General features: G+C 65.8%; 19 protein-coding genes. 8 read left to right on the top strand and 11 right to left on the bottom strand.

The genetic code is table 11. The features are described 5' to 3' along the window. Positions 1–75: 75 nt before the first annotated feature. The gene (locus tag EYS42_RS04155; protein WP_130966617.1) at positions 76–876 is read right to left on the bottom strand and encodes an IclR family transcriptional regulator; all 801 of its coding nucleotides are present in this window, start codon (positions 874–876) and stop codon (positions 76–78) included. Positions 877–1,005: 129 nt separating this feature from the next. On the opposite strand from EYS42_RS04155, the gene EYS42_RS04150 reads away from it, so the two are divergent. Next, positions 1,006–2,535 carry a 3-hydroxyacyl-CoA dehydrogenase gene (locus EYS42_RS04150; RefSeq protein WP_130966616.1) on the top strand — a complete coding sequence of 510 codons (1,530 nt, stop codon included), beginning with the start codon at positions 1,006–1,008 and terminating at the stop codon, positions 2,533–2,535. A 128-nt stretch (positions 2,536–2,663) separates the two neighbouring features. On the opposite strand, the gene rpoD is transcribed toward EYS42_RS04150, so the two are convergent. The 8 genes from rpoD to EYS42_RS04110 all read right to left on the bottom strand — a co-directional run bounded on the left by rpoD (position 2,664) and on the right by EYS42_RS04110 (position 11,499). Then, positions 2,664–4,925, bottom strand: a complete 2,262-nt coding sequence (rpoD, locus tag EYS42_RS04145; protein ID WP_130966615.1) for an RNA polymerase sigma factor RpoD — start codon at positions 4,923–4,925, stop codon at positions 2,664–2,666. A gap of 126 nt (positions 4,926–5,051) precedes the next feature. Further along, a complete protein-coding gene (dnaG, locus tag EYS42_RS04140) occupies positions 5,052–7,241 on the bottom strand; it encodes a DNA primase (protein ID WP_130966614.1) in 2,190 nt (729 codons plus the stop codon). A 125-nt stretch (positions 7,242–7,366) separates the two neighbouring features. Further along, on the bottom strand, positions 7,367–8,023 hold the full coding sequence (gene adk / locus EYS42_RS04135; RefSeq protein WP_130966613.1) for an adenylate kinase: 657 nt from the start codon (positions 8,021–8,023) through the stop codon (positions 7,367–7,369). A 233-nt stretch (positions 8,024–8,256) separates the two neighbouring features. Then, positions 8,257–9,021 (bottom strand): 3-deoxy-manno-octulosonate cytidylyltransferase, encoded by a 765-nt coding sequence (kdsB, locus tag EYS42_RS04130; RefSeq protein WP_130966612.1) that lies wholly within the window; start codon positions 9,019–9,021, stop codon positions 8,257–8,259. A gap of 7 nt (positions 9,022–9,028) precedes the next feature. Further along, positions 9,029–9,244 (bottom strand): Trm112 family protein, encoded by a 216-nt coding sequence (locus tag EYS42_RS04125; RefSeq protein ID WP_130966611.1) that lies wholly within the window; start codon positions 9,242–9,244, stop codon positions 9,029–9,031. Between the two features lie 11 nt (positions 9,245–9,255). Further along, positions 9,256–10,362, bottom strand: coding sequence for a tetraacyldisaccharide 4'-kinase (lpxK, locus tag EYS42_RS04120; RefSeq protein ID WP_130966610.1), 1,107 nt, complete (start codon positions 10,360–10,362; stop codon positions 9,256–9,258). A gap of 45 nt (positions 10,363–10,407) precedes the next feature. Beyond that, positions 10,408–10,851: an ExbD/TolR family protein gene (locus EYS42_RS04115; RefSeq protein ID WP_130967289.1), complete on the bottom strand. Its 444-nt coding sequence runs from the start codon at positions 10,849–10,851 to the stop codon at positions 10,408–10,410. 18 nt (positions 10,852–10,869) lie between these two features. Continuing rightward, positions 10,870–11,499, bottom strand: coding sequence for a MotA/TolQ/ExbB proton channel family protein (locus EYS42_RS04110; protein WP_130966609.1), 630 nt, complete (start codon positions 11,497–11,499; stop codon positions 10,870–10,872). Positions 11,500–11,869: 370 nt separating this feature from the next. Between EYS42_RS04110 and xseA the strand changes: the two genes are divergently transcribed. From xseA to zapE, 6 genes are all read left to right on the top strand, one after another. Next, on the top strand, positions 11,870–13,261 hold the full coding sequence (gene xseA, locus EYS42_RS04105; protein WP_130966608.1) for an exodeoxyribonuclease VII large subunit: 1,392 nt from the start codon (positions 11,870–11,872) through the stop codon (positions 13,259–13,261). Between the two features lie 79 nt (positions 13,262–13,340). Then, positions 13,341–13,922: a superoxide dismutase [Fe] gene (sodB, locus tag EYS42_RS04100; RefSeq protein ID WP_130966607.1), complete on the top strand. Its 582-nt coding sequence runs from the start codon at positions 13,341–13,343 to the stop codon at positions 13,920–13,922. 351 nt (positions 13,923–14,273) lie between these two features. Further along, positions 14,274–17,132 carry a 2-oxoglutarate dehydrogenase E1 component gene (locus tag EYS42_RS04095; RefSeq protein WP_130967287.1) on the top strand — a complete coding sequence of 953 codons (2,859 nt, stop codon included), beginning with the start codon at positions 14,274–14,276 and terminating at the stop codon, positions 17,130–17,132. A gap of 95 nt (positions 17,133–17,227) precedes the next feature. Next, entirely contained in the window at positions 17,228–18,505 is a 1,278-nt protein-coding gene (odhB, locus tag EYS42_RS04090; RefSeq protein ID WP_130966606.1) for a 2-oxoglutarate dehydrogenase complex dihydrolipoyllysine-residue succinyltransferase, read from the top strand. Between the two features lie 134 nt (positions 18,506–18,639). Further along, on the top strand, positions 18,640–20,067 hold the full coding sequence (lpdA, locus tag EYS42_RS04085; RefSeq protein ID WP_130966605.1) for a dihydrolipoyl dehydrogenase: 1,428 nt from the start codon (positions 18,640–18,642) through the stop codon (positions 20,065–20,067). 71 nt (positions 20,068–20,138) lie between these two features. Continuing rightward, positions 20,139–21,251 (top strand): cell division protein ZapE, encoded by a 1,113-nt coding sequence (gene zapE / locus EYS42_RS04080; RefSeq protein WP_130966604.1) that lies wholly within the window; start codon positions 20,139–20,141, stop codon positions 21,249–21,251. Between the two features lie 9 nt (positions 21,252–21,260). Here zapE and EYS42_RS04075 read toward each other — a convergent pair whose 3' ends face one another. Beyond that, complete coding sequence (locus EYS42_RS04075; protein WP_130966603.1) at positions 21,261–22,028, bottom strand: PP2C family protein-serine/threonine phosphatase; 768 nt, start codon at positions 22,026–22,028, stop codon at positions 21,261–21,263. A gap of 101 nt (positions 22,029–22,129) precedes the next feature. Between EYS42_RS04075 and EYS42_RS04070 the strand changes: the two genes are divergently transcribed. Then, positions 22,130–22,333 carry a YdcH family protein gene (locus EYS42_RS04070; protein WP_130966602.1) on the top strand — a complete coding sequence of 68 codons (204 nt, stop codon included), beginning with the start codon at positions 22,130–22,132 and terminating at the stop codon, positions 22,331–22,333. Positions 22,334–22,342: 9 nt separating this feature from the next. On the opposite strand, the gene EYS42_RS04065 is transcribed toward EYS42_RS04070, so the two are convergent. After that, positions 22,343–24,937: a [protein-PII] uridylyltransferase gene (locus tag EYS42_RS04065; RefSeq protein WP_130966601.1), complete on the bottom strand. Its 2,595-nt coding sequence runs from the start codon at positions 24,935–24,937 to the stop codon at positions 22,343–22,345. Positions 24,938–25,010: the final 73 nt, after the last annotated feature.

Below are 25,010 nucleotides of genomic sequence, written 5' to 3'. Positions count from 1 at the left end.
TCGCGCAATGTGGCGCGGTGTAAAGCCTCAGAACGTGATCGATTTCACGCCAATTTGCCCGGCACGGCAAGCCGTTCAGTTCACGCCCAGGCTCTGAACGATCTGGATCAGGCGGGGGCGCACCACATTGAGCAGCAACTCCTTGCTGACGTGGATGGCCGGTCCACCGCAGTTCAGCGACATCAGGGTGCGGGTGTCGCGGGTGTAGAAGGCAATCGCGATGGCGTTCACATCGGGCTGCCAGTCGCCAAAGCTGCAGCACACGCCGATGGTGTTGAGCTCTTCCACGGCCCGGTCGATGCCCCGGCGCACCGACGGCCAGGCGTACTCGTCGAGCTCTTTCACGCGTTCGAGCAATTCGGCGCGGGTGCGCTCATCGCAGCGGGCCAGGTAGGCGCGGCCCATGGCGGTGGTAGCCAGTGGAATGCGCGAGCCGACATCCAGGCTGAGCGTGAGCGCCGAGTCGCTGCGGCAGTTTTCGACGTAGATCATGCTGAGCCGATCGCGTGTGCCCAGCGACACCATGGTCTGGGTTTCGTCGGCGATCTTCTGCATCATGGGGCGGGCCATCTGCCGGATGTCCATGCGGGCCAGCATGGTGCTGCCCAGCGACAACGTGGCCGACCCCAGACGGTAACGGCCGACTTCCGCATCGTGTTCGAGATAACCCAGCTTGGTGAGCGTGTAGGTCAGGCGCGAGATGGTGGATTTGGGCAAGCCGCAGCGGCGAGCCAGCTCCTGGTTGCCCAGCATCTTGTCGCTGGCCCGAAAGCACGAAAGCACCTGCAGCCCGCGGGCGAGGGCGGTCACGAAATGGCGGTCTTCGGCGGGGTCGGCGTCAGGGGCAAGGTCGCCGGGGTGTGGGAGATTCGGCATGGCGAGTTCTGAGCAGCAGAATGCTGGGTTGCTTTGCGGAATATGGCTGGCATCATGCATGGCGAGTGCCCCAGCGTCAACGTGGGGCGCACGCGAAGCCAGGCAGTGGCCACGGACAAAGGACAGCACATGACACCTGACACACACACCTTCCACACCCTGGGCCTGGTGGGCAGCGGCGTGATGGGCCTGGGCATTGCCCAGATCGCCGTGCTGGCGGGCCTGAGGGTGCGCTTGCTGGACGCGCGCGAGGGCGTGGCAGCCGAGGGCGTGCAGCGGCTGCTGAGCACCCTGGAGGGCCTGGCCGCCAAACGGAAGGTGAGTGCCGAACAGCTGGCTTTTGCCCGGCAAGGCCTGCAGCCCGTGCAAACGGTGGCCGACCTGGCAGGCTGTGAACTGGTGGTCGAGGCCATCGTGGAAGACCTGGCCGCCAAGCAGGCCCTCATGCGCGAGCTGGAAGCCGCGGTCGCCGCGCAGGCGGTGCTGGCCACCAACACGTCGTCGCTGTCGGTCACGGCCATTGCGGCGGGGCTGCAGCACCCGGGGCGTGTGGCGGGCTTTCACTTCTTCAACCCCGTGCCGCTGATGAAGATCGTGGAAGTGATCGGCGGTGTGCGCACCGAACCCGCGGTGGTGCAAGCCTTGCTGGCCCTGGGGCGTCGCATGGGCCACACCGCGGTGCAGGCCCAGGACACGCCAGGCTTCATCGTCAACCATGCAGGGCGGGGCTATGGCACCGAATCACTGCGCCTGCTGGCCGAACAGGTGGCGCCCCTGGAAGACATCGACCGCGTGCTGCGGGACACCGCGGGCTTTCGCCTGGGGCCGTTCGAGCTGATGGACCTGACCGGGCTGGACGTGTCGCACCCCGTGATGGAGTCGATTTATCACCAGTACTACGAGGAGCCGCGTTTCAGGCCGCAGGGCATCACCCGCCAGCGCCTGACCGCCGGCCTGCTGGGCCGCAAGAGTGGCCAGGGCTTTTACCGCTACGCCGACGGCCAGCCGCAGCGCAGCCCCGAACCCCCGACGGGCGATGCACGCCCCGCCCGCGTCTGGGTGAGCCAGGCTGACGCCACGGGTGCCGAACGCGCCATGGCCTTGCTGCACAACCTGGGCGCGGTGCTGGACACCGGTGCACAGCCGGGGCCCGACAGCCTGTGCGTGGTGACACCGCTGGGGCATGACGTGAGCACCCTGGCTTTTCAGCAGGGTTTGCCGCCCCAACGCACCGTGGGCTTGTGCACCTTGTTCGACACGCACAAGCGCCGGGTGCTGATGGCCTCGCCAGCCACCGCCCCCGAGGCCCTGGCCCAAGCCCGTGGCTTGCTGGGCCACGATGGGGTGCCTGTGACGGTGCTGCAGGACAGCGCGGGCATGGTGGCCGCACGGGTGGTGGCCACCATCGTGAACATCGCCAGCGAGATGGCCCAGCAGGGCATTGCGCAGCCTACCGACATCGACCAGGCCGTACAGCTGGGCCTAGGCTACCCCTTTGGCCCGCTGGCCTGGGGCGACCGACTGGGCCCGGCCCGGGTGCTGCAGGTGCTGGACGAGCTGCTGGCCAGCACGGGCGACATGCGATACCGCGCCAGCCCGTGGTTGCGCCGGCGGGCGCAGCTCGGCATGGGCCTGACCGAGGTGTCGCGCACGGCGTGATGGCCTCTGGGATGACGACACACGGACAAGGCCCATGAAAAACGCCCGGCATGCCGGGCGTTGTCGTGTGCACCGTGTGTGCGCAGCGTGCGTGAGCCTTGTGGCGAAGGGCGCCAGGCGCCCCCGCATCACAGGTTGTCCAGATAGGTCCTGAGCTTGTCGCTGCGGCTCGGGTGCTTGAGCTTGCGGATGGCCTTGGCTTCGATCTGGCGGATGCGCTCACGGGTGACGTCGAACTGCTTGCCCACTTCTTCCAGCGTGTGGTCGGTGGACATCTCGATGCCGAAGCGCATGCGCAGCACCTTGGCTTCCCTCGGGGTGAGGCTGTCGAGGATGTCCTTGACCACGTCGCGCAGGCCAGCCTGCATGGCGGCTTCGATCGGCGCGGTGTTGTTGGTGTCCTCGATGAAGTCGCCCAGGTGGCTGTCGTCGTCGTCCCCGATCGGCGTTTCCATGGAGATCGGCTCTTTGGCGATCTTCATGATCTTGCGGATCTTGTCTTCCGGCATTTCCATCTTCTCGGCCAGCGTGGGAGCATCCGGCTCGAAGCCGAATTCCTGCAAGTGCTGGCGCGAGATGCGGTTCATCTTGTTGATCGTTTCGATCATGTGAACCGGGATGCGGATGGTGCGGGCCTGGTCGGCGATCGAACGCGTGATGGCCTGACGGATCCACCAGGTGGCGTAGGTCGAGAACTTGTAGCCGCGGCGGTATTCGAACTTGTCCACCGCCTTCATCAGGCCGATGTTGCCTTCCTGGATCAGGTCCAGGAACTGCAGGCCGCGGTTGGTGTACTTCTTCGCGATCGAGATCACCAGGCGCAGGTTGGCCTCGATCATTTCCTTCTTGGCGTCGCGGCTGGCTTTTTCGCCGTTGTTCATGCGCTTGTTGATCTCTTTCAGATCATCAATGGGCACAACGGCCTTGGCCTGCAGGTCGATCAGCTTTTGCTGCAGTTCCTGGATGGCGGGCAGGCTGCGGCCCAGCACGGCGCTGTAGTTCTTGCCGGCAGAAGCTTCCTTCTCACCCCACTTCAGGTTCAGCATGTTCGGCGGGAACTGCTTGATGAAGTGCTCTTGCGGCATGCCGCACTTGTCGACCACGATCTTGCGCAGTTCGCGTTCGCAGCGGCGCACGTCATCGACCTGCGAGCGCAGCACGTCGCACAGGCGTTCGATGGTCTTGACCGTGAAGCGGATGGTCATCAGCTCCTGGCTGATGGCTTCCTGGGCCTTGTTGTACGACGCCGACTTGTAGCCGTCCTTCTCGAAGGCCTTGGCCATCTTGTCGAACTGGGTGCGGAGGTTGTCGAACTTGGCCAGGGCCTGGTTCTTCATTTCCTCGAGCTTCTTGCTCATGGCCTTGGAGCCACCGTTGCCGTCGTCGTCGTCTTCTTCGTCGAATTCGTCGAAGTCTTCTTCGGCCACGTAGTCGTCGGCTTCATCGGCGGCCACGAAGCCATCGACCACCTCCGAGATGGTCATCTCGGCGGCGTTGATCTTGTCGGCCATGGCCAGGATCTCGGCGATCGTGGTGGGCGAGGCCGAGATGGCCAGCATCATGGCCTGCAGACCCCCTTCGATGCGCTTGGCGATTTCGATTTCGCCTTCGCGGGTCAGCAGTTCGACCGAGCCCATTTCGCGCATGTACATGCGCACGGGATCGGTGGTGCGGCCGAATTCGGAATCGACCGTGGACAGGGCGGCTTCGGCCTCTTCCTCGGCTTCTTCTTCGGTGGCCGTGGTGGTGGCCGAGTTGGTCAGCAGCAGCGTGGCGGCGTCAGGGGCCTGCTCGTACACGGCCACGCCCATGTCGTTCAACATGGAGATGATGGCCTCGAGGATTTCGGCCTCGACCAGCTTTTCGGGCAAGTGGTCGTTGATTTCCTGATGGGTCAGGAAACCACGGGTCTTGCCCATCTTGATCAGGGTCTTGAGTTCCTGACGGCGCTTGTTGACTTCGTCTTCCGACAAGGCGGTGTCGTCGATGCCGAACTCGCGCATCAGGGCACGCTCTTTGGCGCGCGACACCTTCATGCGCAGGGGCTTGGCCTTGGGCTTGTCTTCACCGACTTCGGCAGCTTCGTCGCTGCTTTCGGCTTCCACAACCTCGACATCACCTTCGAGATCGGCTTCGATGTCGCCGATGTCTTCTTCCTCGAAGGCCGCCTTTTTGGTTTCCTTCTTGGTGTCCTTCTTGGAGGCGGCAGCCGTGGTGGCGCTCGCGTCCTTGGGCTTGCGGCCGCGCTTCTTGGGCTCCGTGGCTTCCACAGCTTCGGTGGCACCCGAATCAGCGGTGGCGGCAGCTTTCCGAGTCGCTTTCTTGGTCTTGGTTTCGGCGCTCAGGTCGGCATCGTCCAGGGCAGTCTTCGCGGCTTTCTTCGCGGTCATGCGGATCCTTCGAAAGAAAAGGCAGGTCTATATAGAACCCTCCATTATCCGTCAAGTGACGCGGGGCGTCAAAAAATCGGCGAAATGGCGGGTGTGGCACCGAAGTGCCAGCGTGTGTGGCAGTGCTCAAGCCGAGATGGGGCGTGAACGGGAAATTTCCAGCTTCAGGTCGCGGGTCAGGCGAAAGAGTTCCAGCTTGCGCTGTTCGGCGGTTTCTGACAGCTCGCCCGACTGCAGCAGCAGGTCGAGTTCGTCGTTCAGGGCTTGCAGTTGCATGGGGCGGATCAGGGCGACCAGGTCACTGGCCTTGGCGGGCAGCTCGCCCATGTCGTGGAAGCCCTGGAGGCGCTGGGCCAGCTTCTGCAGGGGTTCATCGACCGAGGCCAGCTCGGCTTCATCGGGGCTTTCACGCACGCCCTCGGTCAGGCGGGTCAGCAGGTCGGCGGCGGGCAGGGGGCCTTCGTCGATGATCTGGCGGTCCAGCCAGCGGAACCAGGCGCCCAGGGGCAGGGGTTGGTCGCACAGCAGGTCGCACAGCTCGGGCGGCAGTTGCTCCCAGAGCTCACTGCGGTGCAGCAGCATCCAGGCGGCGCGCTCCAGCGGCCGGGCGGCCTGGGGCAGGGGGCGCATTTCCTGGCGGGCCTCGCGGTCCCAGCCGCCGCCCTGGCGCCAGCGGCCTTTGCCACCGCGGTCTCCCCCGGCCCAGGGGCCTTTTTTCCAGCTCCCCTGGCCTTCGCCCCGCGGGCCTGACCAGCCGCCACGTTCGCTGCGGCCGCCTGACCAGCGGTTCTGGCCCGGGTGGTGGGGGCTGCCGTCGCCAGCCTCGCCCGAAGGCGGCTGCCAGTCGATGTCGCCGCCACCATGGAAAGACGCCATGGCGTTGATCTCGGCATCGTCGAACGGGGGCGCTTCGCCGTAGGCGGCGTCAGCGCCCGCGCCCGCGCCCGACGGTCGTGCGCGTCGCGGGGCGTCGCCGCCACGGCCACCACCGTGAGCCGCCTGCACCACCTGGGCCAGGCGCTTGCGCAGGTCGTCCAGGTCGGCGCGGGCCTGCTGGGCCAGGTCTTGCAGGATCTGCCCTTGCAGGCCACCTTCGGGCAGCAGGGCGATCAGGGGCAGCGCCTGGGCCACCAGCTTCACGCGGCCTTCGGCGCTGTCCAGGTCGCTGTCGTGGGCGGCATGGGACAGCAACTGGCGCGACAGCGGCACGGCCTGCTTGACCTGGGCCTCGAAGGCCTCGGGCCCGTGCTCGCGGATGAAGCTGTCCGGGTCATGCTCGGGCGGCAGGAACAGGAAGCTGATGCGACGCGTGTCGGTGGCATGGGGCAGGGCCGCTTCCAGGGCGCGGCCTGCGGCGCGGCGCCCGGCGGCGTCCCCGTCGAAGCCGAACACCACCTGCTCGGTGAATCGGAACAGCTTGGCCACATGGTCGGCCGTGCAGGCGGTGCCCAGGGTGGCCACGGCGTTGGCAAAGCCCCACTGGGCCAGCGCCACCACGTCCATGTAGCCCTCGGTGACCAGCACATACCCCTTGTTGCGCAGGGCGCTGCGGGCCTCGTACAGGCCATACAGCTCCTTGCCCTTGTGGAACACGGGCGTTTCGGGCGAGTTCAGGTACTTGGGCTCGCCCTTGTCGAGCACGCGGCCGCCGAAGCCGATCACCTCCCCCTGCACATTGCGGATGGGGAACATGATGCGGTCGCGGAAGCGGTCGTAGCGGCGTGCCTCGGTGGCGTCAGCCGGCTGGTCGTCGGGCACGATCACCAGGCCCGACTCGACCAGCAGCGGGTCGTCGTATTTGGGGAAGGCGCTGGCCAGGCCTTTCCAGCCGTCAGGCGCGTAGCCCAGCCCGAAGCGTGCGGCGATTTCGCCGGTCAACCCCCGGCCCTTGAGGTAGTCGATGGCCCGGCGGTTCTGCTTGAGCTGGCCCCGCCAGTGCGTGCAGGCCTTGCCCAGCACATCGGTCAGGGTCTGCTGCTTTTCGCGGATCTGCTTGGCTTTTTCGCGCTCGGCCGGGTCGCCTTTTTCCTCGGGCACCGGCATGCCCTGGATCTGGGCCAGGTCACGCACGGCATCGATGAAGCCCACCCCGAGGTGTTCCATGAGGAAACCGATGGCATTGCCGTGGGCGCCGCAGCCGAAGCAGTGGTAGGTCTGGCGGCTGGGGCTGACGATGAACGAGGGCGATTTTTCGCCGTGGAAAGGGCACAGGCCCTTGTGGTTGATGCCCGCCTTTTTCAGGGTGACGTGCCGACCCACCACATCGACGATGTCGCTGCGGGCCAGCAGGTCCTGGATGAATGACGGTGGGATCACGGGTGAAAGGATGCCAGAGCTTGACGCCGCATGCGCCCTCAAGGGTTGCAGGGCTTCAGAAATGAGAACAGCCCCGACGTGCGGGGCTGCTCGGTGGCAGGCGGCTCAGGACGCCGCCGCAGGGCTCAGGAGGCCAGGGCCGCGGTGGCGCGGGCGGTGATCTCGTCGACGCTGCCCATGCCGCTGATCTTGCGGTACTGGGGGGCGTTGGCGTCACCGGTGGCGGCCCAGCCGCTGTAGTAGCTCACCAGGGGCTTGGTCTGGCTGTGGTAGACCTCCAGGCGCTTGCGCACGGTGTCTTCCTGGTCGTCGTCACGCTGGATCAGGTCTTCGCCGGTGGCGTCGTCCTTGCCTTCCACCTTGGGCGGGTTGTACTTGACGTGGTAGGTGCGGCCCGAGGCCACGTGCACGCGGCGACCGCTCATGCGTTCGATGATGGCTTCATCGGGCACGTCGATCTCGAGCACGAAGTCGAGGTTCACGCCGGCGGCCTTCATGGCGTCGGCCTGGGGGATGGTGCGAGGGAAACCATCGAACAGGAAACCGTTGGCGCAGTCAGGCTGGGCGATGCGGTCCTTGACCAGACCGATGATGATGTCGTCGCTGACCAGACCGCCCGCGTCCATCACCTTCTTGGCAGCCAGGCCCAGTTCGGTGCCGGCCTTGATGGCCGCGCGCAGCATGTCGCCAGTGGAGATCTGGGGGATGCCGTACTTCTGGCACAGGAATGCCGCTTGGGTGCCCTTACCGGCGCCGGGTGCGCCCAACAGGATCAGTTTCATGTAGCTCCTCGGTTACTGGAATGCGCGCGTTGTTGGTGGCCATGCGCTGCAATTCCCCACAAGCCTCTGAGGATATCACGCGCACTTCGCTCCTTAGAGGGGGCAAGCCCCCGTTTGGTGCACGAACGAATGGCCACCCGCACGCAGGGGCAGGTCTGTCGGCTGTGCAGCACGATTCAGACCACCGTTCAAGGGCGGCATGTTGCCAGGGAAGTGCGCGTTCGGGTACGGGGTCAGGGTGTCACGGTTTGGAGCAGTGCACGCACCCGTTCGAGGTCGGCAGGGGTGTCGACCCCGGCACCGGGCGCGTCGGGGGTGATGTGCACGGCGATGCGGTGCCCATGCCACAGCACCCGCAACTGCTCCAGTGATTCGATGCCTTCCAGCGGGCTGACGCTGAGCCGGGGGAACTCGCGCAGGAAGCCGGCGCGGTAGCCGTACAGCCCGATGTGGCGCAGCGCGGGCGAGACATGGGTGGCCGGTGTGGCCGGGGCGGGCGCGTCGCGCCACCACGGGATCGGCGCGCGCGAGAAGTACAGCGCCCGCTGGGCCGCATCGAGCACCACCTTCACCACATTGGGGTTGGCGAAGTCGGCCGGGTCATGGATGGGATGGGCGGCCGTGCTCATCACGCAGTCGCTCAGGCGGGCCAGCAGCTCGGCGCAGGCGTCGATCAGTGCCGGGTCGATCAGGGGTTCGTCGCCCTGCACATTGACCACGCGGTCATCGCCCTGCAGGCCGAGTTGCTCGCAGGCTTCGGCCAGTCGGTCAGAGCCCGTGGGGTGGTCGGTGCGCGTGAGCACCACTTCGACCCCATGGGCCTGGCAGGCGGCCACGATGCTGGGGTCATCGGCGGCCACCACCACGCGGCGGGCCTGGCTGCGCGCGGCCTGACGCGCCACACGCACGATCATGGGCAGGCCCGCGATGTCGGCCAGCGGCTTGTTGGGCAGGCGGCTCGAGGCCAGCCGCGCCGGGATCAGCACGGTGTAGGACATGGCGGGCTCAGTCGGCAGAGGGCAGGTCGGCGGGCAAGGAGGCCTGGGCGGGGGCGGGTGCATCCAGTGAGACCGCTTCGCTTTCCAGCATCACGGGGATGCCGTCGCGGATCGGAAAGGCCAGTCGGTCGGCGTGGCAGATGAGGCTGTTGCGGTCGTCGCTGCGTTGCAGGGGGCCCTTGCAGACTGGGCAGACCAGCAGTTCGATGAGTCGGGTGTCCATGGCGGAATCCATCAGGTGGTGCGCTTGCGACCAGGGTGGTGCGGCGCGAGTCGGGCGTCCAGGGCCTGCCAGAAGGCAGGCTCAGGACTGAAGTCTAGTGGGCAGACCCACACCTGCGTGTGCGGGCTGTGACGGGCCAGGGCCTCGGGGCTGAGCTTGACCGCGTCTTTCTCTGTGAGGATGACATGGCGAGCCTCTGGTGGCCAGGGCAGGGGCTCCAGCTCGGCGTGGTCGGGCAGCGGCAGTGGCTGGAAGCGGTGGCCCAGGGCCTGCAGGGCCCGGAAAAAGCGTTCGGGCTGGGCGATGCCTGCGGCGGCCCAGGTGGTCTCGGCGTGGGTGTCTGAAGGGGCGAGGGTGAGCGCGTTGTGACCATCCGTGCCGCCTTCTCGCCATCTCGCCCAGGGCAAGGGCTGGCGCAGTTGGCGTTGCGCCAGGTGCCCTGGCAAGGCCGTGGTCGCGCGCTCGGCGTTGTACAGCACCAGGGGGGGCTGTCCGTCGCGGGCGCCTGAAGGGCTGCTCAGCGGTTCACGCAGGGGGCCGGCTGGCAGCAGGCAGCCGTTGCCGGCGCCTCGCTCGTCGAACACCACGATTTCGAGGTCGCGGGCCAGGGCCAGGTGCTGCAGGCCGTCGTCGCACACCAGCACGTCCAGCTCCGGATGCCGTGCCAGCAAGGCCCGGCCGCCCCGTGCACGCTGGGCGCAGACGGCCACCGGCACCCCCGTGCGCTGCCAAAGCAGCCAGGGCTCGTCACCGGTGATGCCTGCATTCAGCCCCGGGGCGCTGTTGGCGTCGAGCACCAGGGCGTCGGGGCTGCGGCTGGCGGTGCCACCGTGCCCTCGTGTCAGCAGACCCGGGTGCCAGCCCTGGGCTTTCAGATGTTCCAGCAGGGCCAGCGTGGTCGGGGTCTTGCCGGCGCCGCCCGCAATGCGGTTGCCCACCACGACCACCGGCACAGGCAGCGCCGTGGCGCGCAGTGCGCCCCTGCGGTACAGCACCCGACGCCAGGCCACCAGCGCTTTCATCAGCGCATGGAGCGGCCAGGTCAGGGCGGTGTACAGGCCGACCTGCTGCCACTGTCGGGTCAGCCAGGCCTCCAGGGAAACGCGCCGGTCAGGCATGCGGTGCCGCGTGGGGTTGTGGTAGCGGTCGTGGCGCGGCGGGCGTCAGGGGGCCGTGCCTGCAGCCGCTTCACCGCCCGCCTGCCCTTGGGCGGCGAAGGTCAGTTGAGTCAGCCCGGCGCGGCGCGCAGCGTCCATCACGTTGATCACGCTCTGGTGCGTGGCCGAGGCATCGGCCGTCACGATGACGATGGTGTCTTTCTGGCCGCCCGAGGCCTGTTGAAGGCCCGCGGCCAGCAACTCCACGCTGCGGCCCTGCACCAGTTGCCGATTCACCATGTAGCGACCGTCTGCCGTGACCACCACCACCAGTTCCTTGGGGCGCTGCTTGGCCACGTTGGCATTGGCTGTGGGCAGGTTGATCTTGAGTTCGGTGAAGCGCGAGTAGGTGGTCGTCAGCATCAGGAAGATGAGGATGACCAGCAGCACGTCGATGAACGGGATCAGGTTGATCTCGGGTTCTTCGCTGCGACGCGGGCGGAAGTTCATGGCCATGGGCGCAGCCCCTCAGCGGCGACCAGCGGCCGGGCGCACCAGGTGTTGCACCAGGCGTTCGGCCCCTTGCTCCATCTGGAGCGCGAAGGCGTCGACCCGGGCGCGGAAGTGCCGGAAGGCGATCAGGGCCGGGATGGCCACGATCAGGCCGAATGCGGTGTTGTACAGCGCGACCGAAATGCCGTGTGCCAACTCTTGGGGGTTGCCTGAGCCATTGGCTCCGCCTGTGGCCCCGAAGATCTCGATCATGCCGACCACAGTGCCCAGCAGGCCCAGCATGGGCGCCGCCGACGCGATGGTGCCCAGGGCGTTGAGGTTTTTCTCCAGGCCATGGATGGCCTGACGCCCCGCGGCTTCGACGGCCGAGCGCAGTCGCTCTTCGTTGCCGCGGCTTTCGGCGGCGGCCTGCAGGCCGTGAGCCAGCACCGTGCCCAGCACCGAGTTGTCGGCCAGTTTCTGCAAGGTGTCAGCCGAGGGAAGGCCGGCCTTGGTGACCGACAGCACTTCATCGACCAGGCGAGGTGGTGCCACACGGGTTTGGCGCAGGGTCAGCGCGCGCTCGATGATCAGGGCCAGCGCCACGATGGAGCACAGCACCAGGGGAATGATCGGCCAGCCAGCGGCCTGTAAGATCGACAGCAAAGACGTCTCCTGAGGAGTCGAACCCAAAGCGGCCATTATCGGGGGCTTTTTCACAGCTCAGGATGCGCAATGACCACGATGCATGGTGGTGCGTGCGGGCCGATCGGCGCAGACGGTGTGATCAGCCTGTGACGGCTGAGTCATCCACGGATCCTGTGGATAACTTTGGGGGAAACCTCTGGAGTGGCGAAGTTCCCCCTCGGAAAATGGTGCTTTTCCTTAGGTTGCTGCATTTTTAAGCACAAAAAAACATATATGAATCAACAGCTTGGTATGTTTTCCCTGCGTTTGAGGGGGTGCTGGTGTGGAGAATGTCACATCGTGCACCAACTGTGGACATGCCCCGAGATGCAGCAGACGGTGGTGCGCCATGGGCTGGCTTGAGGACACGGCGCGTGGTCGCTCTGGCGTGGGTTCCGGGGGCGGGCGCGGAAGCGCTGCAGAGGTCGCACCGCGGGCGCGGGTGTGGGGCGTGGCCGCGCTGGTGCAGGCGGTGGCCGACACTTTGTCGGCACGCTACGGCACCGTGGTGGTGCAGGGTGAGCTGTCGGGTGTGACGGTGGCATCCAGCGGCCACGCCTATTTCACGCTCAAAGACGAATCGGGCCAGGCCGCCTTGCGGTGCGCCATGTTCCGCCGGGCGTTTTCGCAGGTGGGTTTTCGCCCGATGGACGGCCAGCGCGTCGAAGTGCAAGGCAAGGTCTCGGTGTTCGAGGCCCGGGGCGAGTTGCAGCTGGTGGTCGAGAGCCTGCAGCGTGCGGGCGAGGGCGCGCTGTTCGAGCAGTTCCTGCGCCTGAAGGCGCGGCTGGAGGCCGAGGGCCTGTTCGATGCCTCTCGCAAGCGGCCGATTGCGCCCTGGCCGCGCCGGGTGGGTGTGGTGACCTCGCTGGGTGCTGCGGCCCTGCGCGATGTGCTCACGGCCTTGCGGCGGCGTGCGCCCCATGTCGACGTGCTGGTGCTGCCCTGCAGCGTGCAGGGCGCCGAGGCACCGCCGCAGATCGTGCAGGCCTTGCAGGTGGCGCAGGCCTGGCGAGGCACCGATGGCCTGGGCCTGGACACCGTGCTGCTGTGCCGTGGTGGCGGCTCGCTCGAAGACCTCTGGGCCTTCAACGACGAGCGCGTGGTGCGCGCGGTGGCGGCCAGTGCCGTGCCCGTGATCTGTGGCGTGGGCCATGAAACCGACATCACCCTGGCCGACCTGGCGGCCGACCTGCGCGCGCCCACGCCCACCGCGGCGGCCGAGCTGTGCTCTCTGCCGCGGGCCGACCAGCTGGAGGCGCTGGACGACCTGGCCATGTCATTGACCGACGCCTTGCATCGGCGGCTGGACCAGCAGGCGCAGCGCCTGGACCGGCTGGCCTTGCGCCTGAGCCGCCCGGGCGGCCTGGTGCACAGTGCGCGCCAGGAGGTGTTCGCGCTGGAGGCTCGCATGCGCCAGGTGCTGCCGCAGCGCCTGCTGGCCGAGCGGCACCACTGCGCCACTGCGGCACAGCGCTTGCCGCAAGCCCTGTCGCAGCGGCTGGCACAGGCCGATCGGGCGCTGGCGCTGCAGGCTTCGCGCCTGAACCTGCTCGACCCGCGCCGCACGCTGGAGCGCGGCTACGCCTGGGTGGAGGGTGAAGACGGCCTGGCCGTGACCGGCGTGGCGCAGTTGCACCCTGGTCAGGCCCTGGCCGTGCATCTGGCCGACGGGGTGGCCCAGACCACGGTGCAGCAGGTGACGCCCACGCACCCCGTCAAGCCCACAGATTCCGCGGGTTGAAAGCCCGACAAGCGCCGGGGAGGTGGGCAGCGTGCCTACAATCGCCCGGTTGAATTTCCCAACCACAGGACGACACACCATGGCACACACGCTTCCCCCTCTGCCGTACGCTTCCGACGCACTGGCTCCTCACCTGAGCAAGGAGACCTTTGAATATCACTACGGCAAGCACCACCAGGCCTACGTCACCAACCTGAACAACCTGATCCCCGGCACCGAGTTCGAAAGCCTGTCGCTGGAAGAGATCGTCAAGAAGTCCAGCGGTGGTGTCTACAACAACGCTGCCCAGATCTGGAACCACACCTTCTTCTGGAGCTGCATGAAGCCCAATGGCGGCGGCGCGCCTTCGGGTAAGCTGGCTGACGCCATCAACGCCAAGTTCGGCAGCTACGACGCCTTCAAGGAAGCCTTCACCAAGTCGGCCGTGGGCAACTTCGGTTCGGGCTGGACCTTCCTGGTCAAGAAGGCCGACGGTTCGGTCGACATCGTCAACATGGGCCCGGCCGGCACCCCGCTGACCACCGGCGACACCGCCCTGCTGACCATCGACGTGTGGGAACACGCCTACTACATCGACTACCGCAACGCCCGCCCCAAGTTCGTGGAAACCTTCCTGAACAGCCTGGTGAACTGGGAGTTTGCAGAGAAGAACTTCGGCTGATCCAGCCGGTTCACGCCACAGCCTCCGGTGTGCCGGGGCTGTGCGCCCCGGGTTGCGGGGCACCGATCAAGCCGGGCAGTGCCCGGCTTTTTCTTTGACCGAATCGCTGGTGGCAACGCTCCAATCGACTGCGTAGTTTCCACATGTTTTTTCGCGGTCACGGCGCACCGGCGTGGGTCAGGGGTGGTACAGTGGCGGCGGTTTTACACAAACAAGCCCTTCCCGTCGCCAACGCCGGAGCCACTGGTTCCAAGCTGAGGCGGGTCGCAATCCGCCAATCGGTCAAGCCGTGTCGCGGAAGGTTTTTCAACCAGCCAATTTCTCAGGAAACCTGAGAGCGAGGTGAGCGAAATGATGCAGCAGTTCAGGTCGAACTCGTACCTGTTCGGGGGCAATGCCCCTTATGTGGAAGAGTTGTACGAGGCATACCTCGACAACCCAGGCTCCGTGCCTGACAACTGGCGTTCGTACTTCGACGCCCTCCAGAACGTACCCGCCGTCGATGGCACCGATTCCCGCGACGTGGCCCATGCGCCTGTGGTCGAATCGTTCGCCCAGCGCGCCAAGGCCAACGCCTTCATGGTCAAGACCAGCTCGGCTGACCTGAATGTGGCGCGCAAGCAGGTGCACGTTCAATCCCTCATTGCTGCTTATCGCTTCCTCGGTTCCCGCTGGGCGGATCTCGATCCCCTCAAGCGCCAGGAACGCCCCAAGATTCCCGAGCTCGAGCCTTCGTTCTACGACCTGACCGAGTCCGACATGGACATCACGTTCAGTGCCACGAACACCTACTTCACCAAGGCCGAGCACATGACCCTGCGCGAGATCGTGCAGGCCCTGCGTGAAACGTACTGCGGCAGCATCGGCGCCGAGTACATGCACATCACCGACCCCACCGAAAAGCGCTGGTGGCAAGAGCGCCTGGAGTCGATCCGCTCCAAGCCCACCTTCAGCGCCGAGAAGAAGAAGGCCATCCTGGACCGCCTGACGGCAGCCGAGGGCCTGGAGCGCTTCCTGCACACCAAGTACGTGGGCCAGAAGCGCTTCTCTCTGGAAGGCGGCGAAAGCTTCATCGCCTCGATGGACGAACTGATCCAGCGCGCCGGTGAAAAGGGCGTGCAGGAAATCGTGATCGGCATGGCCCACCGCGGCCGTCTGAACGTGCTGGTCAACACCTTGGGCAAAGAGCCCAAGGAGCTTTTCCAGGAATTCGAGCACACCGCGCCCGAAAACCTGCCGGCAGGTGACGTGAAGTACCACCAAGGCTTCTCGTCGGACGTCAGTACCCCTGGCGGCCCGGTTCACCTGTCACTCTCTTTCAACCCTTCCCACCTGGAAATCGTGAATCCGGTGGTCGAAGGTTCGGTCAAGGCCCGCATGGACCGCCGTGGCGACCCCAAGGGCACGCAGGTGCTGCCCGTGCAGGTGCATGGTGACGCGGCCTTCGCCGGTCAGGGTGTCGTGATGGAAACGCTGGCCCTGGCCCAGACCCGTGGTTACTACACGGGCGGCACGGTGCACATCGTCATCAACAACCAGATCGGTTTCACCACCTCCGACCCGCGCGACACCCGCTCGACGCTGTATTGCTCGGACGTGGTCAAGATGATCGAAGCCCCGGTGCTGCACGTGAACGGCGACGACCCCGAGGCCGTGGTGCTGTGCACCCAGCTGGCGCTGGACTACCGTCAGCAGTTCAACAAGGATGTCGTGGTCGACATCGTGTGCTTCCGCAAGCTGGGCCACAACGAGCAGGACACCCCTGCCATGACCCAGCCGCTGATGTACAAGAAGATCGGCCAGCACCCGGGCACCCGCAAGGTGTATGGTGACCGCCTGGTCGCCGGCGGCACCATGCCTGCTGACGGCCCTGACAACATGGTCAAGGAGTACCGTGCGGCCATGGAAGCCGGCAAGCACACCGTGGACCCCGTGCTGACCAACTTCAAGAGCAAGTACGCCGTCGACTGGACCCCGTACCTGAACAAGAAGTGGACCGACAGCGCCGACACCGCGCTGCCGCTGGCCGAGTTCCGCCGCCTGGCCGAACGCATCACGACCATCCCCGGCAACTTCAAGCTGCACCCGCTGGTGCAGAAGGTGATCGACGACCGCGCGGCCATGGGCCGTGGCGACATCAACGTCGACTGGGGCATGGGCGAGCACATGGCTTTTGCCTCGCTGGTGGCCTCGGGCTACCCGGTGCGCCTGTCGGGCGAAGACTGCGGCCGTGGCACCTTCACTCACCGCCACGCCGTGCTGCACGACCAGAACCGTGAAAAGTTCGACGAAGGCACCTACGTGCCCCTGCAGCACATCGGCGAGAACCAGGCCCCTTTCGTGGTGATCGACTCGATCCTGTCGGAAGAGGCTGTGCTGGGCTTCGAGTACGGCTACGCCGGCTCTGACCCCAACAGCCTGGTGATCTGGGAAGCCCAGTTCGGCGACTTCGTCAACGGCGCCCAGGTGGTGATCGACCAGTTCATCGCCTCGGGTGAAGTGAAGTGGGGTCGCTCCAACGGCCTGACCCTGATGCTGCCGCACGGCTACGAAGGCCAGGGCCCCGAGCACAGCTCGGCCCGCCTGGAGCGCTTCATGCAGCTGGCCGCTGACAACAACATGCAGATCGTGCAGCCGACCACGGCCAGCCAGATCTTCCATGTGCTGCGTCGCCAGATGGTGCGCATGTTCCGCAAGCCCTTGGTGCTGTTCACGCCCAAATCGCTGCTGCGCAACAAGGACGCCACCTCGCCGCTGTCCGAGTTCACCCGCGGTGAATTCCGCACCGTGATCGGCGAGCTCGACGAGACCATCAACGCCGCCAAGGTCAAGCGCATCATCTGCTGCTCTGGCAAGGTGTACTACGACCTGGTCAAGAAGCGCGCCGAGAAGAAGTCGGACGACGTGGCCATCCTCCGCGTCGAACAGCTGTACCCCTTCCCGCACAAGGCGTTCGCTGCGGAAATGAAGAAGTATCCCAACGCCACCGAACTGGTGTGGTGCCAGGACGAGCCCCAGAACCAGGGCGCCTGGTTCTTCGTCCAGCACTACATCCACGAGAACATGGCCGAAGGGCAGAAGCTCGGTTATGCAGGCCGTCCGGCCTCGGCATCGCCGGCTGTGGGTTATGCCCACCTGCACCAGGAACAGCAGAAAGCCCTGCTGGACCAGGCCTTCGCCAAGCTCAAGGGCTTCGTTCTCACCAAGTAAAGGTTCTGACGCCGCGGCGTCCCTGGCGCGCCTGCCCACCGACAAGGGCAGGGCGCTGCAGGTGAGAACGCCTCGGTGCAATGGAGATACACATCATGGCAATCGTTGAAGTCAAGGTTCCCCAACTGTCCGAGTCCGTGGCCGAGGCCACCCTGCTGCAATGGAAGAAGCAGCCAGGCGAAGCCGTCGCGGCCGATGAAATCCTGATCGAGATCGAGACCGACAAGGTCGTGCTGGAAGTGCCGGCGCCCGCCGCTGGCGTACTGGCTGCCCACGTGGTCGGCAATGGCGGCACCGTGGTGTCCGACCAGCTGATCGCCCAGATCGACACAGAAGGCAAGGCTGGCGCTGCACCCGCAGCCGCTCCGGCTGCTGCACCTGCTCCGGCTGCTGCGCCGGCTGCAGCTCCTGTGGCCGCCGCCACCGGTGGCAGCAAGGGCGACGTGGCCATGCCGGCCGCCGCCAAGCTGCTGGCCGACAACGGCCTGAGCGCTTCGCAAGTGGCTGGTTCCGGCAAAGACGGCCGTGTGACCAAGGGTGATGTGCTGGCCGCCGTGGCCGGTGGTGCCAAGCCGGCTGCTGCTGCGCCCGCCACCCCTGCCATCCCCACCGGCGTGCCTACCAGCTCGTTGCCCGCCGTGCAGGCTCCCACCGGTCCGAACAGCCTGGGCGATCGCCCCGAGCAGCGCGTGCCCATGAGCCGCCTGCGTGCCCGTGTGGCCGAGCGCCTGCTGCAGTCGCAAGCCACCAACGCCATCCTGACCACGTTCAATGAAGTGAACATGGCCCCGGTGATGGAAATGCGCAAGAAGTTCCAGGAAAAGTTCGAAAAGGAACACGGCGTCAAGCTGGGCTTCATGAGCTTCTTCGTGAAGGCGGCCGTGCACGCCCTCAAGAAGTACCCGGTGCTGAACGCCTCGGTCGACGGCAACGACATCGTTTACCACGGCTACTTCGACATCGGCGTGGCCGTGGGCTCGCCCCGTGGCCTGGTGGTGCCGGTGCTGCGCAATGTCGACCAGATGACCTTCGCCGAGATCGAAAAGAAGATCGCCGAATTCGGCGTGAAGGCCCGTGACGGCAAGCTGGGCATCGAAGAGATGACCGGTGGCACCTTCTCGATCTCCAACGGCGGCGTGTTCGGCTCGATGCTGTCCACCCCCATCATCAACCCGCCCCAATCGGCCATCCTGGGCGTGCACGCCACCAAGGATCGCCCCGTGGTGGAGAACGGCCAGATCGTGATCCGTCCGATCAACTACCTGGCCATGTCGTACGACCACCGCATCATCGACGGCCGCGAAGCCGTGCTGGGCCTGGTCGCCATGAAGGAAGCGCTGGAAGATCCGGCCCGCCTGCTGTTCGACATCTGATCCACCACCCAGGCATTGCCTGACCCCTGCACCGTTTTTGCGGCCGGGCGGGCCTCACGAGGGCTCGCCTGGCGTCTGCAAATGCCGGCTGCGTGGCCTGCAGGCGTGCACACGCGACACACCAGGAGACGACCATGTCCCAACAATTCGACGTCATCGTGATCGGTGGCGGCCCCGGCGGCTACATCGCTGCCATCCGCGCGGCCCAGCTGGGCTTCAAGGTGGCCTGCATCGACGAATGGAAGAACGCCAAGGGCGGCGCTGCCCCCGGCGGCACCTGCACCAACGTGGGCTGCATCCCTTCGAAGGCGCTGCTGCAATCGTCCGAACACTACGAGCAGGCCGCTCACCACTTCGCTGACCACGGCATCACCGTGGACGGCCTGAAGATGGACGTGGCCAAGATGATCGCCCGCAAGGACGCGGTCGTGAAGCAGAACAACGACGGCATCCTGTACCTGTTCAAGAAGAACAAGGTCAGCTTCTTCCATGGCCGTGGCTCCTTCGTCAAGGCCGACGGTGGCCTGTACGAGATCGCCGTGGCCGGTGACAAGCCCGAGACCCTGCAAGGCAAGCACGTGGTGCTGGCCACAGGCTCGAACGCCCGCCAGCTGCCCGGTGCCGAATTCGACGAGAAGCAGATCCTGTCGAACGAAGGCGCGCTGGCCGTGACCGAAACCCCGGCCAAGCTGGGCGTGATCGGCTCGGGCGTGATCGGCCTGGAAATGGGCTCGGTCTGGCGCCGCCTGGGCGCCGAAGTGACCGTGCTGGAAGCCATGCCCACCTTCCTGGCGGCCGTGGACGAGCAGGTGGCCAAGGAAGCGCAGAAGATCTTCGTCAAGCAAGGCATCAAGCTGCAGCTGGGCGTGAAGATCGGCGAGATCAAGAAGGCCAAGAAGGGCGTGACGGTGAACTACACCGACGCCAAGGGTGAGGCGCAGAAGCTGGAAGTGGACAAGCTGATCGTGTCCATCGGCCGCGTGCCCAACACCAACGGCCTGAACGCCGAGGCCGTGGGCCTGAAGCTGGACGAACGCGGTGCCATCGTGGTGGACGACGACTGCAAGACCAACCTGCCCAATGTGTGGGCGGTGGGCGACGTGGTGCGCGGCCCCATGCTGGCCCACAAGGCTGAAGAAGAAGGTGTGGCCGTGGCCGAGCGCATTGCCGGTCAGCACGGGCACGTCGACTTCAACCTGGTTCCGTGGGTGATCTACACCAGCCCGGAAATCGCCTGGGTCGGCAAAACCGAACAGGCCCTGAAGGCGGAAGGACGGGCTTACAAAGCCGGTTCCTTCCCATTTCTGGCCAACGGGCGCGCCCGCGCCCTGGGGGATACCACCGGCTTCGTGAAGTTCCTGGCCGACGCGGCCACCGACGAGATCCTGGGTGTGCACATCATCGGGCCGTTTGCCAGCGAGCTGATCGCCGAAGCCTGCGTGGCCATGGCCTTCAAGGCCAGCGCCGAAGACATCGCGCGCATCTGCCATGCGCACCCCAGTTTGAGTGAGTCGACCAAGGAAGCGGCGCTCGCCGTGGACAAGCGCACCTTAAACTTCTGATGTCGGTGCAGCACTGAGTCCCCAAGGGCAGCGTGGCTGCCCTTTTTCACGCCTTGAATTTTTTGCACGCCATGTCTGCGCAAACCGTGTCTGTTTCCCAGCTGTACCAGCAAAGCCTGGCCGAACGTGGCTACAAGGCCGACGAGGCCCAGCTGGCCGGCATCGCCGCCTTGCAACGCTGTCAGGACGAATGGGCCGGCTACAAGGCCAAGCGCAGCAATGCGCTGACCAAGATGCTGCGCTACCCCGAGCTGCCCAAGGGCGTTTACATGTACGGCGGGGTGGGGCGGGGCAAGAGCTTCATCATGGACTGCTTCTTCAACGCGGTGCCGCTGGAGCGCAAGACCCGCCTGCACTTCCACGAGTTCATGCGCGAAGTGCACCGCCAGCTGCACGAGCTCAAGGGGCAGCAAGACCCGCTGGAGGTGCTGGCCAAGCGCATGTCGCGCAAGCACCGCCTGATCTGCTTCGACGAATTCCACGTGGCCGATGTGACCGACGCCATGATCCTGTACAAGTTGCTGGACGCCATGTTCCGCAACCGCATGAGCATCGTCACGACCTCGAACTTCCACCCCGATGGCCTGTACCCCAACGGGCTGCACCGTGACCGCATCCTGCCGGCCATCGAGCTGCTCAAGCAGCAGCTGCAGGTGGTGAACGTGGATGCCGGCAACGATTACCGCCGCCGCGCGCTGGAAAACGCCAACCTGTACCTGCAGCCGCTCAATGAGGCCAACGAGGCCGAGATGCACCGGATGTTCTCGCAGCTGGCCGAGACCGCCGACGAAGACCCGGCGCTGAACATCGAGCACCGGGTGCTCAAGGCCCGTCGCAAGGCCGGTGGCGTGGTCTGGTTCGATTTCAACACCCTGTGTGGTGGCCCGCGCTCGCAGAACGATTACCTGGAGCTGGCCTCGCGCTTTCACACCGTGATGCTGAGCGATGTGCCGCACATGCCGGTGAGGTTGGCCTCGGAGGCGCGCCGTTTCACCTGGCTGGTCGATGTGCTGTACGACCGCAAGTGCAAGCTGGTGATCTCGGCCGAAGTGCCGCCCGAGCAGCTGTACACCGAGGGCCCGTTCTCGCACGAATTCCCGCGCACGGTCTCGCGCCTGAACGAGATGCAGTCGAAGGAATACCTGAGCGAAGAGCGACGCGTGGTCGACACCTCGATCACCTGAGGCTGGGTGTCAGGCGGCGGGTTCGACCCGCACCAGCGCAATGCTGAGATTGTCGCCGCTGCCGCGTGCACGGTGACGGGCCTTGCTGATCAGCATTTCACAGGCTTCGCGCGGCGGCAGGGAGGCCAGCACCGCCCCGATCTCGCGGGGGGTGAAGTAATGCCACACGCCGTCGCTGCAGGCCAGCAGGGTGTCGCCGATGTCGAGTCGGTCGATCAGGTGCACGGCTTGCGGCGGGTCTTGCTGGGTGCCCAGGCAGCCGATCAGCAGGTTCGACTGCGGATGGTTGTTGGCCTCTTCTTCGGTGATCTGGCCTTCGTTGATCAGTCGTTGCACGAAGGAGTGGTCGAGCGTGCGGTGCACCATTTCCGACTGGTGGAAGTGGTACACACGTGAATCGCCGGCGTGCACGATGGCGGCCGAGCGGTCAGGGTGCACGATGAAGGCGGCCACGGTGCTGTGCGGCTCTTCTTCGAAGGCGATGGCCGTGAGCTTGATCATCAGGTGGGCTTCCTGCACCAGCTGCCGCAAGGCCAGGGTGGGGTCGTCCTGTTCGGGTGCGTAGCGGTCGAACATCTGACGCGCGGTCATGATGACCTGGTCGGCCGCCTTGCGGCCCCCGCTCTTGCCACCCATGCCGTCGGCCACCACGCCCAGCACACAACCTTGCGTGCGAGGGTGGGGAAGGATTTCCACCTGGTCTTGCTGGTAGTTCCGGTCGCCTTTGTGCAGGCCGGTGGCTGCCACAAGGCGATGGCCGGATGGCTGTCTGATCATGGGAAAACTATAATCGCGAAAAGACTGGCCAGTGCGCTTGCGCGTTGCTTCCCCTGTAAATCAGTGTGGCGCGACCCTCGGGTGTTCCCTCCTTTGCCACCATGCAAGAGAACCTGCATTCACCCCACCGCCGCCTGATCGAGCTCCGCATGGAGCACGCCGACCTCGACAACCTGATCGACCGTGCTGGCCACCAGCAACCGGTGGACGAACTCGCCCTGCGTCGTCTGAAAAAGCGCCGCCTGATGCTGCGTGATCAGATCACCCAGCTCGAATTGCTGCTCGACCCCAAAGAGCCAGCCTGACGAGCACCGTCACTGAGGCGACAGCACTTCCAGCAGCTCGGTCTCCAGCGCCAGCTGCGCCTTGTCCTGGCGCAGCATGGGGCCGTCGATCAGGAAGGTGTCTTCCACCCGTTCACCCAGGGTGTCGATCTTGGCCAATTGCACGTTCACACGGTGCTGCGCCAGCACGCGTGCGATGGCGTACAGCAGGCCCGAGCGGTCACTGGCCGAGATCGACAGCAGGAAGCGCTGGCCACGCTCGTCAGGGCGCAAGCTCAGGCGCGGCTGGATGGGGAAGGATTTCACGCGGCGCGACAGTCGGCCCCGTGTGGGCTCATGCAGGGGCTTGTCGGTGGCCAAAGCCTCGACCAGCTGGCTTTCGACCAGGCTGATCAGCTCGCGGTAGTGGATGCCATCGTGGCGGGCGTTGGGCCCGGCGATCACCTGGAAGGTGTCGAGTGCATAGCCGATCTTCGTGGTGTGCACCCGGGCGTCCAGGATGTTGTAGCCCGTTCGCTCGAAGTAGCCGCAAATGCGCGCGAACACATCGGCGCGGTCGGGGGTGTACACGAGCACCTGCAGGCCTTCGCCCACCGACGACAGGCGGGCCTTCACAATGGGCTGCTCGGTGCGCACCAGGCGCGAGAGAGAGCGCGTGTGCCAGGCGATGTCCGAGGCGTCATGCCGAGCGAAGTAGCTCATGTCGAGCGTCTTCCAGAGCTCGTCTTCCATGCCGGGGCGGGCCGAGCGCAGGGCCAGCGATTTCAGCGCCTGCTGCTTGCGAGCTTCGATCTCGGCATCCATGTGGGGGCGGGCGCCACCCAATGCGCGCAAGGTGAGCTTGTAGAGGTCTTCCAGCAGCTTGCCCTTCCAGGCGTTCCACACCTTGGGGCTGGTGCCGCGGATGTCGGCCACCGTCAGCAGGTACAGGGCCGTCAGGCGCCGCTCGGTGCCCATGCGCTGGGCGAAGGCCTGGATCACGTCCGGGTCGGACAGGTCTTCCTTCTGGGCCACGCGCGACATGGTCAGGTGCTCGCCCACCAGGAACTCGACCAGCTTGCTGTCTTCAGGGTCGATGCCATGGTCGCGGCAGAACCGGCGCACTTCCACCACGCCCAGCTCCGAGTGGTCACCCCCGCGGCCCTTGGCCACGTCATGGAAGAGGGCGGCGATGTAGAGCAGCCACGGCTTGTCCCATTCGGCGGCCAGTTGCGTGCAGTAGGGGTACTCGTGCGCGTGCTCGGGAATGAAGAAGCGGCGCACATTGCGCACCACCATCAGTATGTGCTGGTCAACCGTGTACACGTGGAACAGGTCGTGCTGCATCTGGCCCACGATGCGCCGGAACACCCACAGGTAGCGGCCCAGCACGCTGGTCTGGTTCATGAGCCGGAACAGGCGGGTCTGGCCGTGGTGTTCCTTGAGGATCTCGATGAAAGTGGCGCGGTTGACCGGGTCTCGGCGGAACTCGCCGTCCATCAGGCCACGGGCGTTGTACAGCGCGCGCAGGGTGCGGGCCGACAGGCCCTTGATGGTGTCTTCCCTCTGCAGGGTCAGGAAGGTGCGCAGGATGGCGGTCTGGTCTTTTTCGTAGATGTCGTCGCTGGCCACTTCCAGCAGGCCACCGCGGTCGAAGAACTGCTCGTCGATGCGACGCATCGGGGCGTCCTGGCTGCCGTTGATGCGCTCCTCGATGTTGAGCATCAGGATCTGGTTGAGCTGGGTGACCGCCTTGGCCGCCCAGTAGTAGCGCTTCATGAGCGCTTCGCTGGCGCGCTGGGCCTTGGTGTTGCGGTAGCCGAAGGTTTCGGCCACGCTGTTTTGCAGGTCGAACACCAGGCGGTCTTCGCGCCGCCCGGCGATCTGGTGCAGGCGCGCGCGGATCAGCTTGAGCTGCCCTTCATTGACCGCCAGTTGCTTGGCCTCAAACGGCGTGAGCAGGCCCTTCTGGGCCATCTCCTGCCAGTTGCGGCCCAGGCCGGCCGCACGGGCCAGCCAGATCACGACCTGCAGGTCACGCAGGCCGCCAGGGCTTTCCTTGCAGTTGGGCTCCAGGGAGTAGGGCGTGTCTTCGTATTTGGTGTGGCGCTGGCGCATTTCCAGCGTCTTGGCGCGCACGAAGGCCGGCACGTCCATGGCGGCGCGCGTGGCCTTGGTCATTTCGTTGAAACGCACCTTCGAGCCATGCAGGTGGCGAGCTTCCAGCAGCGACGTCTGCACGGTCACGTCGCGTTCGGCTTCTTCCACGCACTCTTGCACGGTGCGCACCGACGAGCCGATCTCCAGGCCCACGTCCCAGCAATTGCTGATGAAGCCTTCCAGCGCTGGAGCCAGCGATTCATCGCCCAGCACCGAGGGCGACACCGGCAGCAGGATCAGCACGTCCACATCGGAATGGGGGAACAGCTCGCCGCGCCCGTAGCCGCCCACGGCCACCAGGGCCGCACCCTTGGGCAGGCCGTTGGCTTCCCAGATCTGGCCCAGCGTGCGGTCGACCAGGCGCGCCATCTGCACCAGCAGCCGTTTGGCCGAGGCGGTGGTGGGGCGTGCGTCGGCGAACTGTTTCACCAGTTCGGCTTTGGCAGCCTTGAAGTCGGTGCGCAGGGCGGCGATGTCCAGGGGCATGGGTACAGCAGGGTGTTGGGCACGCCCTGGGAGCGTGCGGCGGGGTGATCGTCAGGGGCAGCGCACTTCGAGG

The organism is Aquabacterium lacunae, assembly GCF_004310865.1.
GTDB lineage: Bacteria > Pseudomonadota > Gammaproteobacteria > Burkholderiales > Burkholderiaceae_C > Aquabacterium > Aquabacterium lacunae.
Note: the sequence above shows the minus strand (reverse complement) of the source record. Positions and strands in the feature narration are given on the sequence as shown.

Excerpts from the sequence above, each read along its gene's own strand:
- EYS42_RS04155 (WP_130966617.1), bottom strand. The coding sequence starts at position 876 with ATGCCGAATCTCCCACACCCCGGCGACCTTGCCCCTGACGCCGACCCC.
- EYS42_RS04150 (WP_130966616.1), top strand. The coding sequence starts at position 1,006 with ATGACACCTGACACACACACCTTCCACACCCTGGGCCTGGTGGGCAGC.
- rpoD (WP_130966615.1), bottom strand. The coding sequence starts at position 4,925 with ATGACCGCGAAGAAAGCCGCGAAGACTGCCCTGGACGATGCCGACCTG.
- adk (WP_130966613.1), bottom strand. The coding sequence starts at position 8,023 with ATGAAACTGATCCTGTTGGGCGCACCCGGCGCCGGTAAGGGCACCCAA.
- kdsB (WP_130966612.1), bottom strand. The coding sequence starts at position 9,021 with ATGTCCTACACCGTGCTGATCCCGGCGCGGCTGGCCTCGAGCCGCCTG.
- EYS42_RS04125 (WP_130966611.1), bottom strand. The coding sequence starts at position 9,244 with ATGGACACCCGACTCATCGAACTGCTGGTCTGCCCAGTCTGCAAGGGC.
- lpxK (WP_130966610.1), bottom strand. The coding sequence starts at position 10,362 with ATGCCTGACCGGCGCGTTTCCCTGGAGGCCTGGCTGACCCGACAGTGG.
- EYS42_RS04115 (WP_130967289.1), bottom strand. The coding sequence starts at position 10,851 with ATGAACTTCCGCCCGCGTCGCAGCGAAGAACCCGAGATCAACCTGATC.
- xseA (WP_130966608.1), top strand. The coding sequence starts at position 11,870 with ATGGGCTGGCTTGAGGACACGGCGCGTGGTCGCTCTGGCGTGGGTTCC.
- sodB (WP_130966607.1), top strand. The coding sequence starts at position 13,341 with ATGGCACACACGCTTCCCCCTCTGCCGTACGCTTCCGACGCACTGGCT.
- EYS42_RS04095 (WP_130967287.1), top strand. The coding sequence starts at position 14,274 with ATGATGCAGCAGTTCAGGTCGAACTCGTACCTGTTCGGGGGCAATGCC.
- odhB (WP_130966606.1), top strand. The coding sequence starts at position 17,228 with ATGGCAATCGTTGAAGTCAAGGTTCCCCAACTGTCCGAGTCCGTGGCC.
- lpdA (WP_130966605.1), top strand. The coding sequence starts at position 18,640 with ATGTCCCAACAATTCGACGTCATCGTGATCGGTGGCGGCCCCGGCGGC.
- zapE (WP_130966604.1), top strand. The coding sequence starts at position 20,139 with ATGTCTGCGCAAACCGTGTCTGTTTCCCAGCTGTACCAGCAAAGCCTG.
- EYS42_RS04075 (WP_130966603.1), bottom strand. The coding sequence starts at position 22,028 with ATGATCAGACAGCCATCCGGCCATCGCCTTGTGGCAGCCACCGGCCTG.
- EYS42_RS04070 (WP_130966602.1), top strand. The coding sequence starts at position 22,130 with ATGCAAGAGAACCTGCATTCACCCCACCGCCGCCTGATCGAGCTCCGC.
- EYS42_RS04065 (WP_130966601.1), bottom strand. The coding sequence starts at position 24,937 with ATGCCCCTGGACATCGCCGCCCTGCGCACCGACTTCAAGGCTGCCAAA.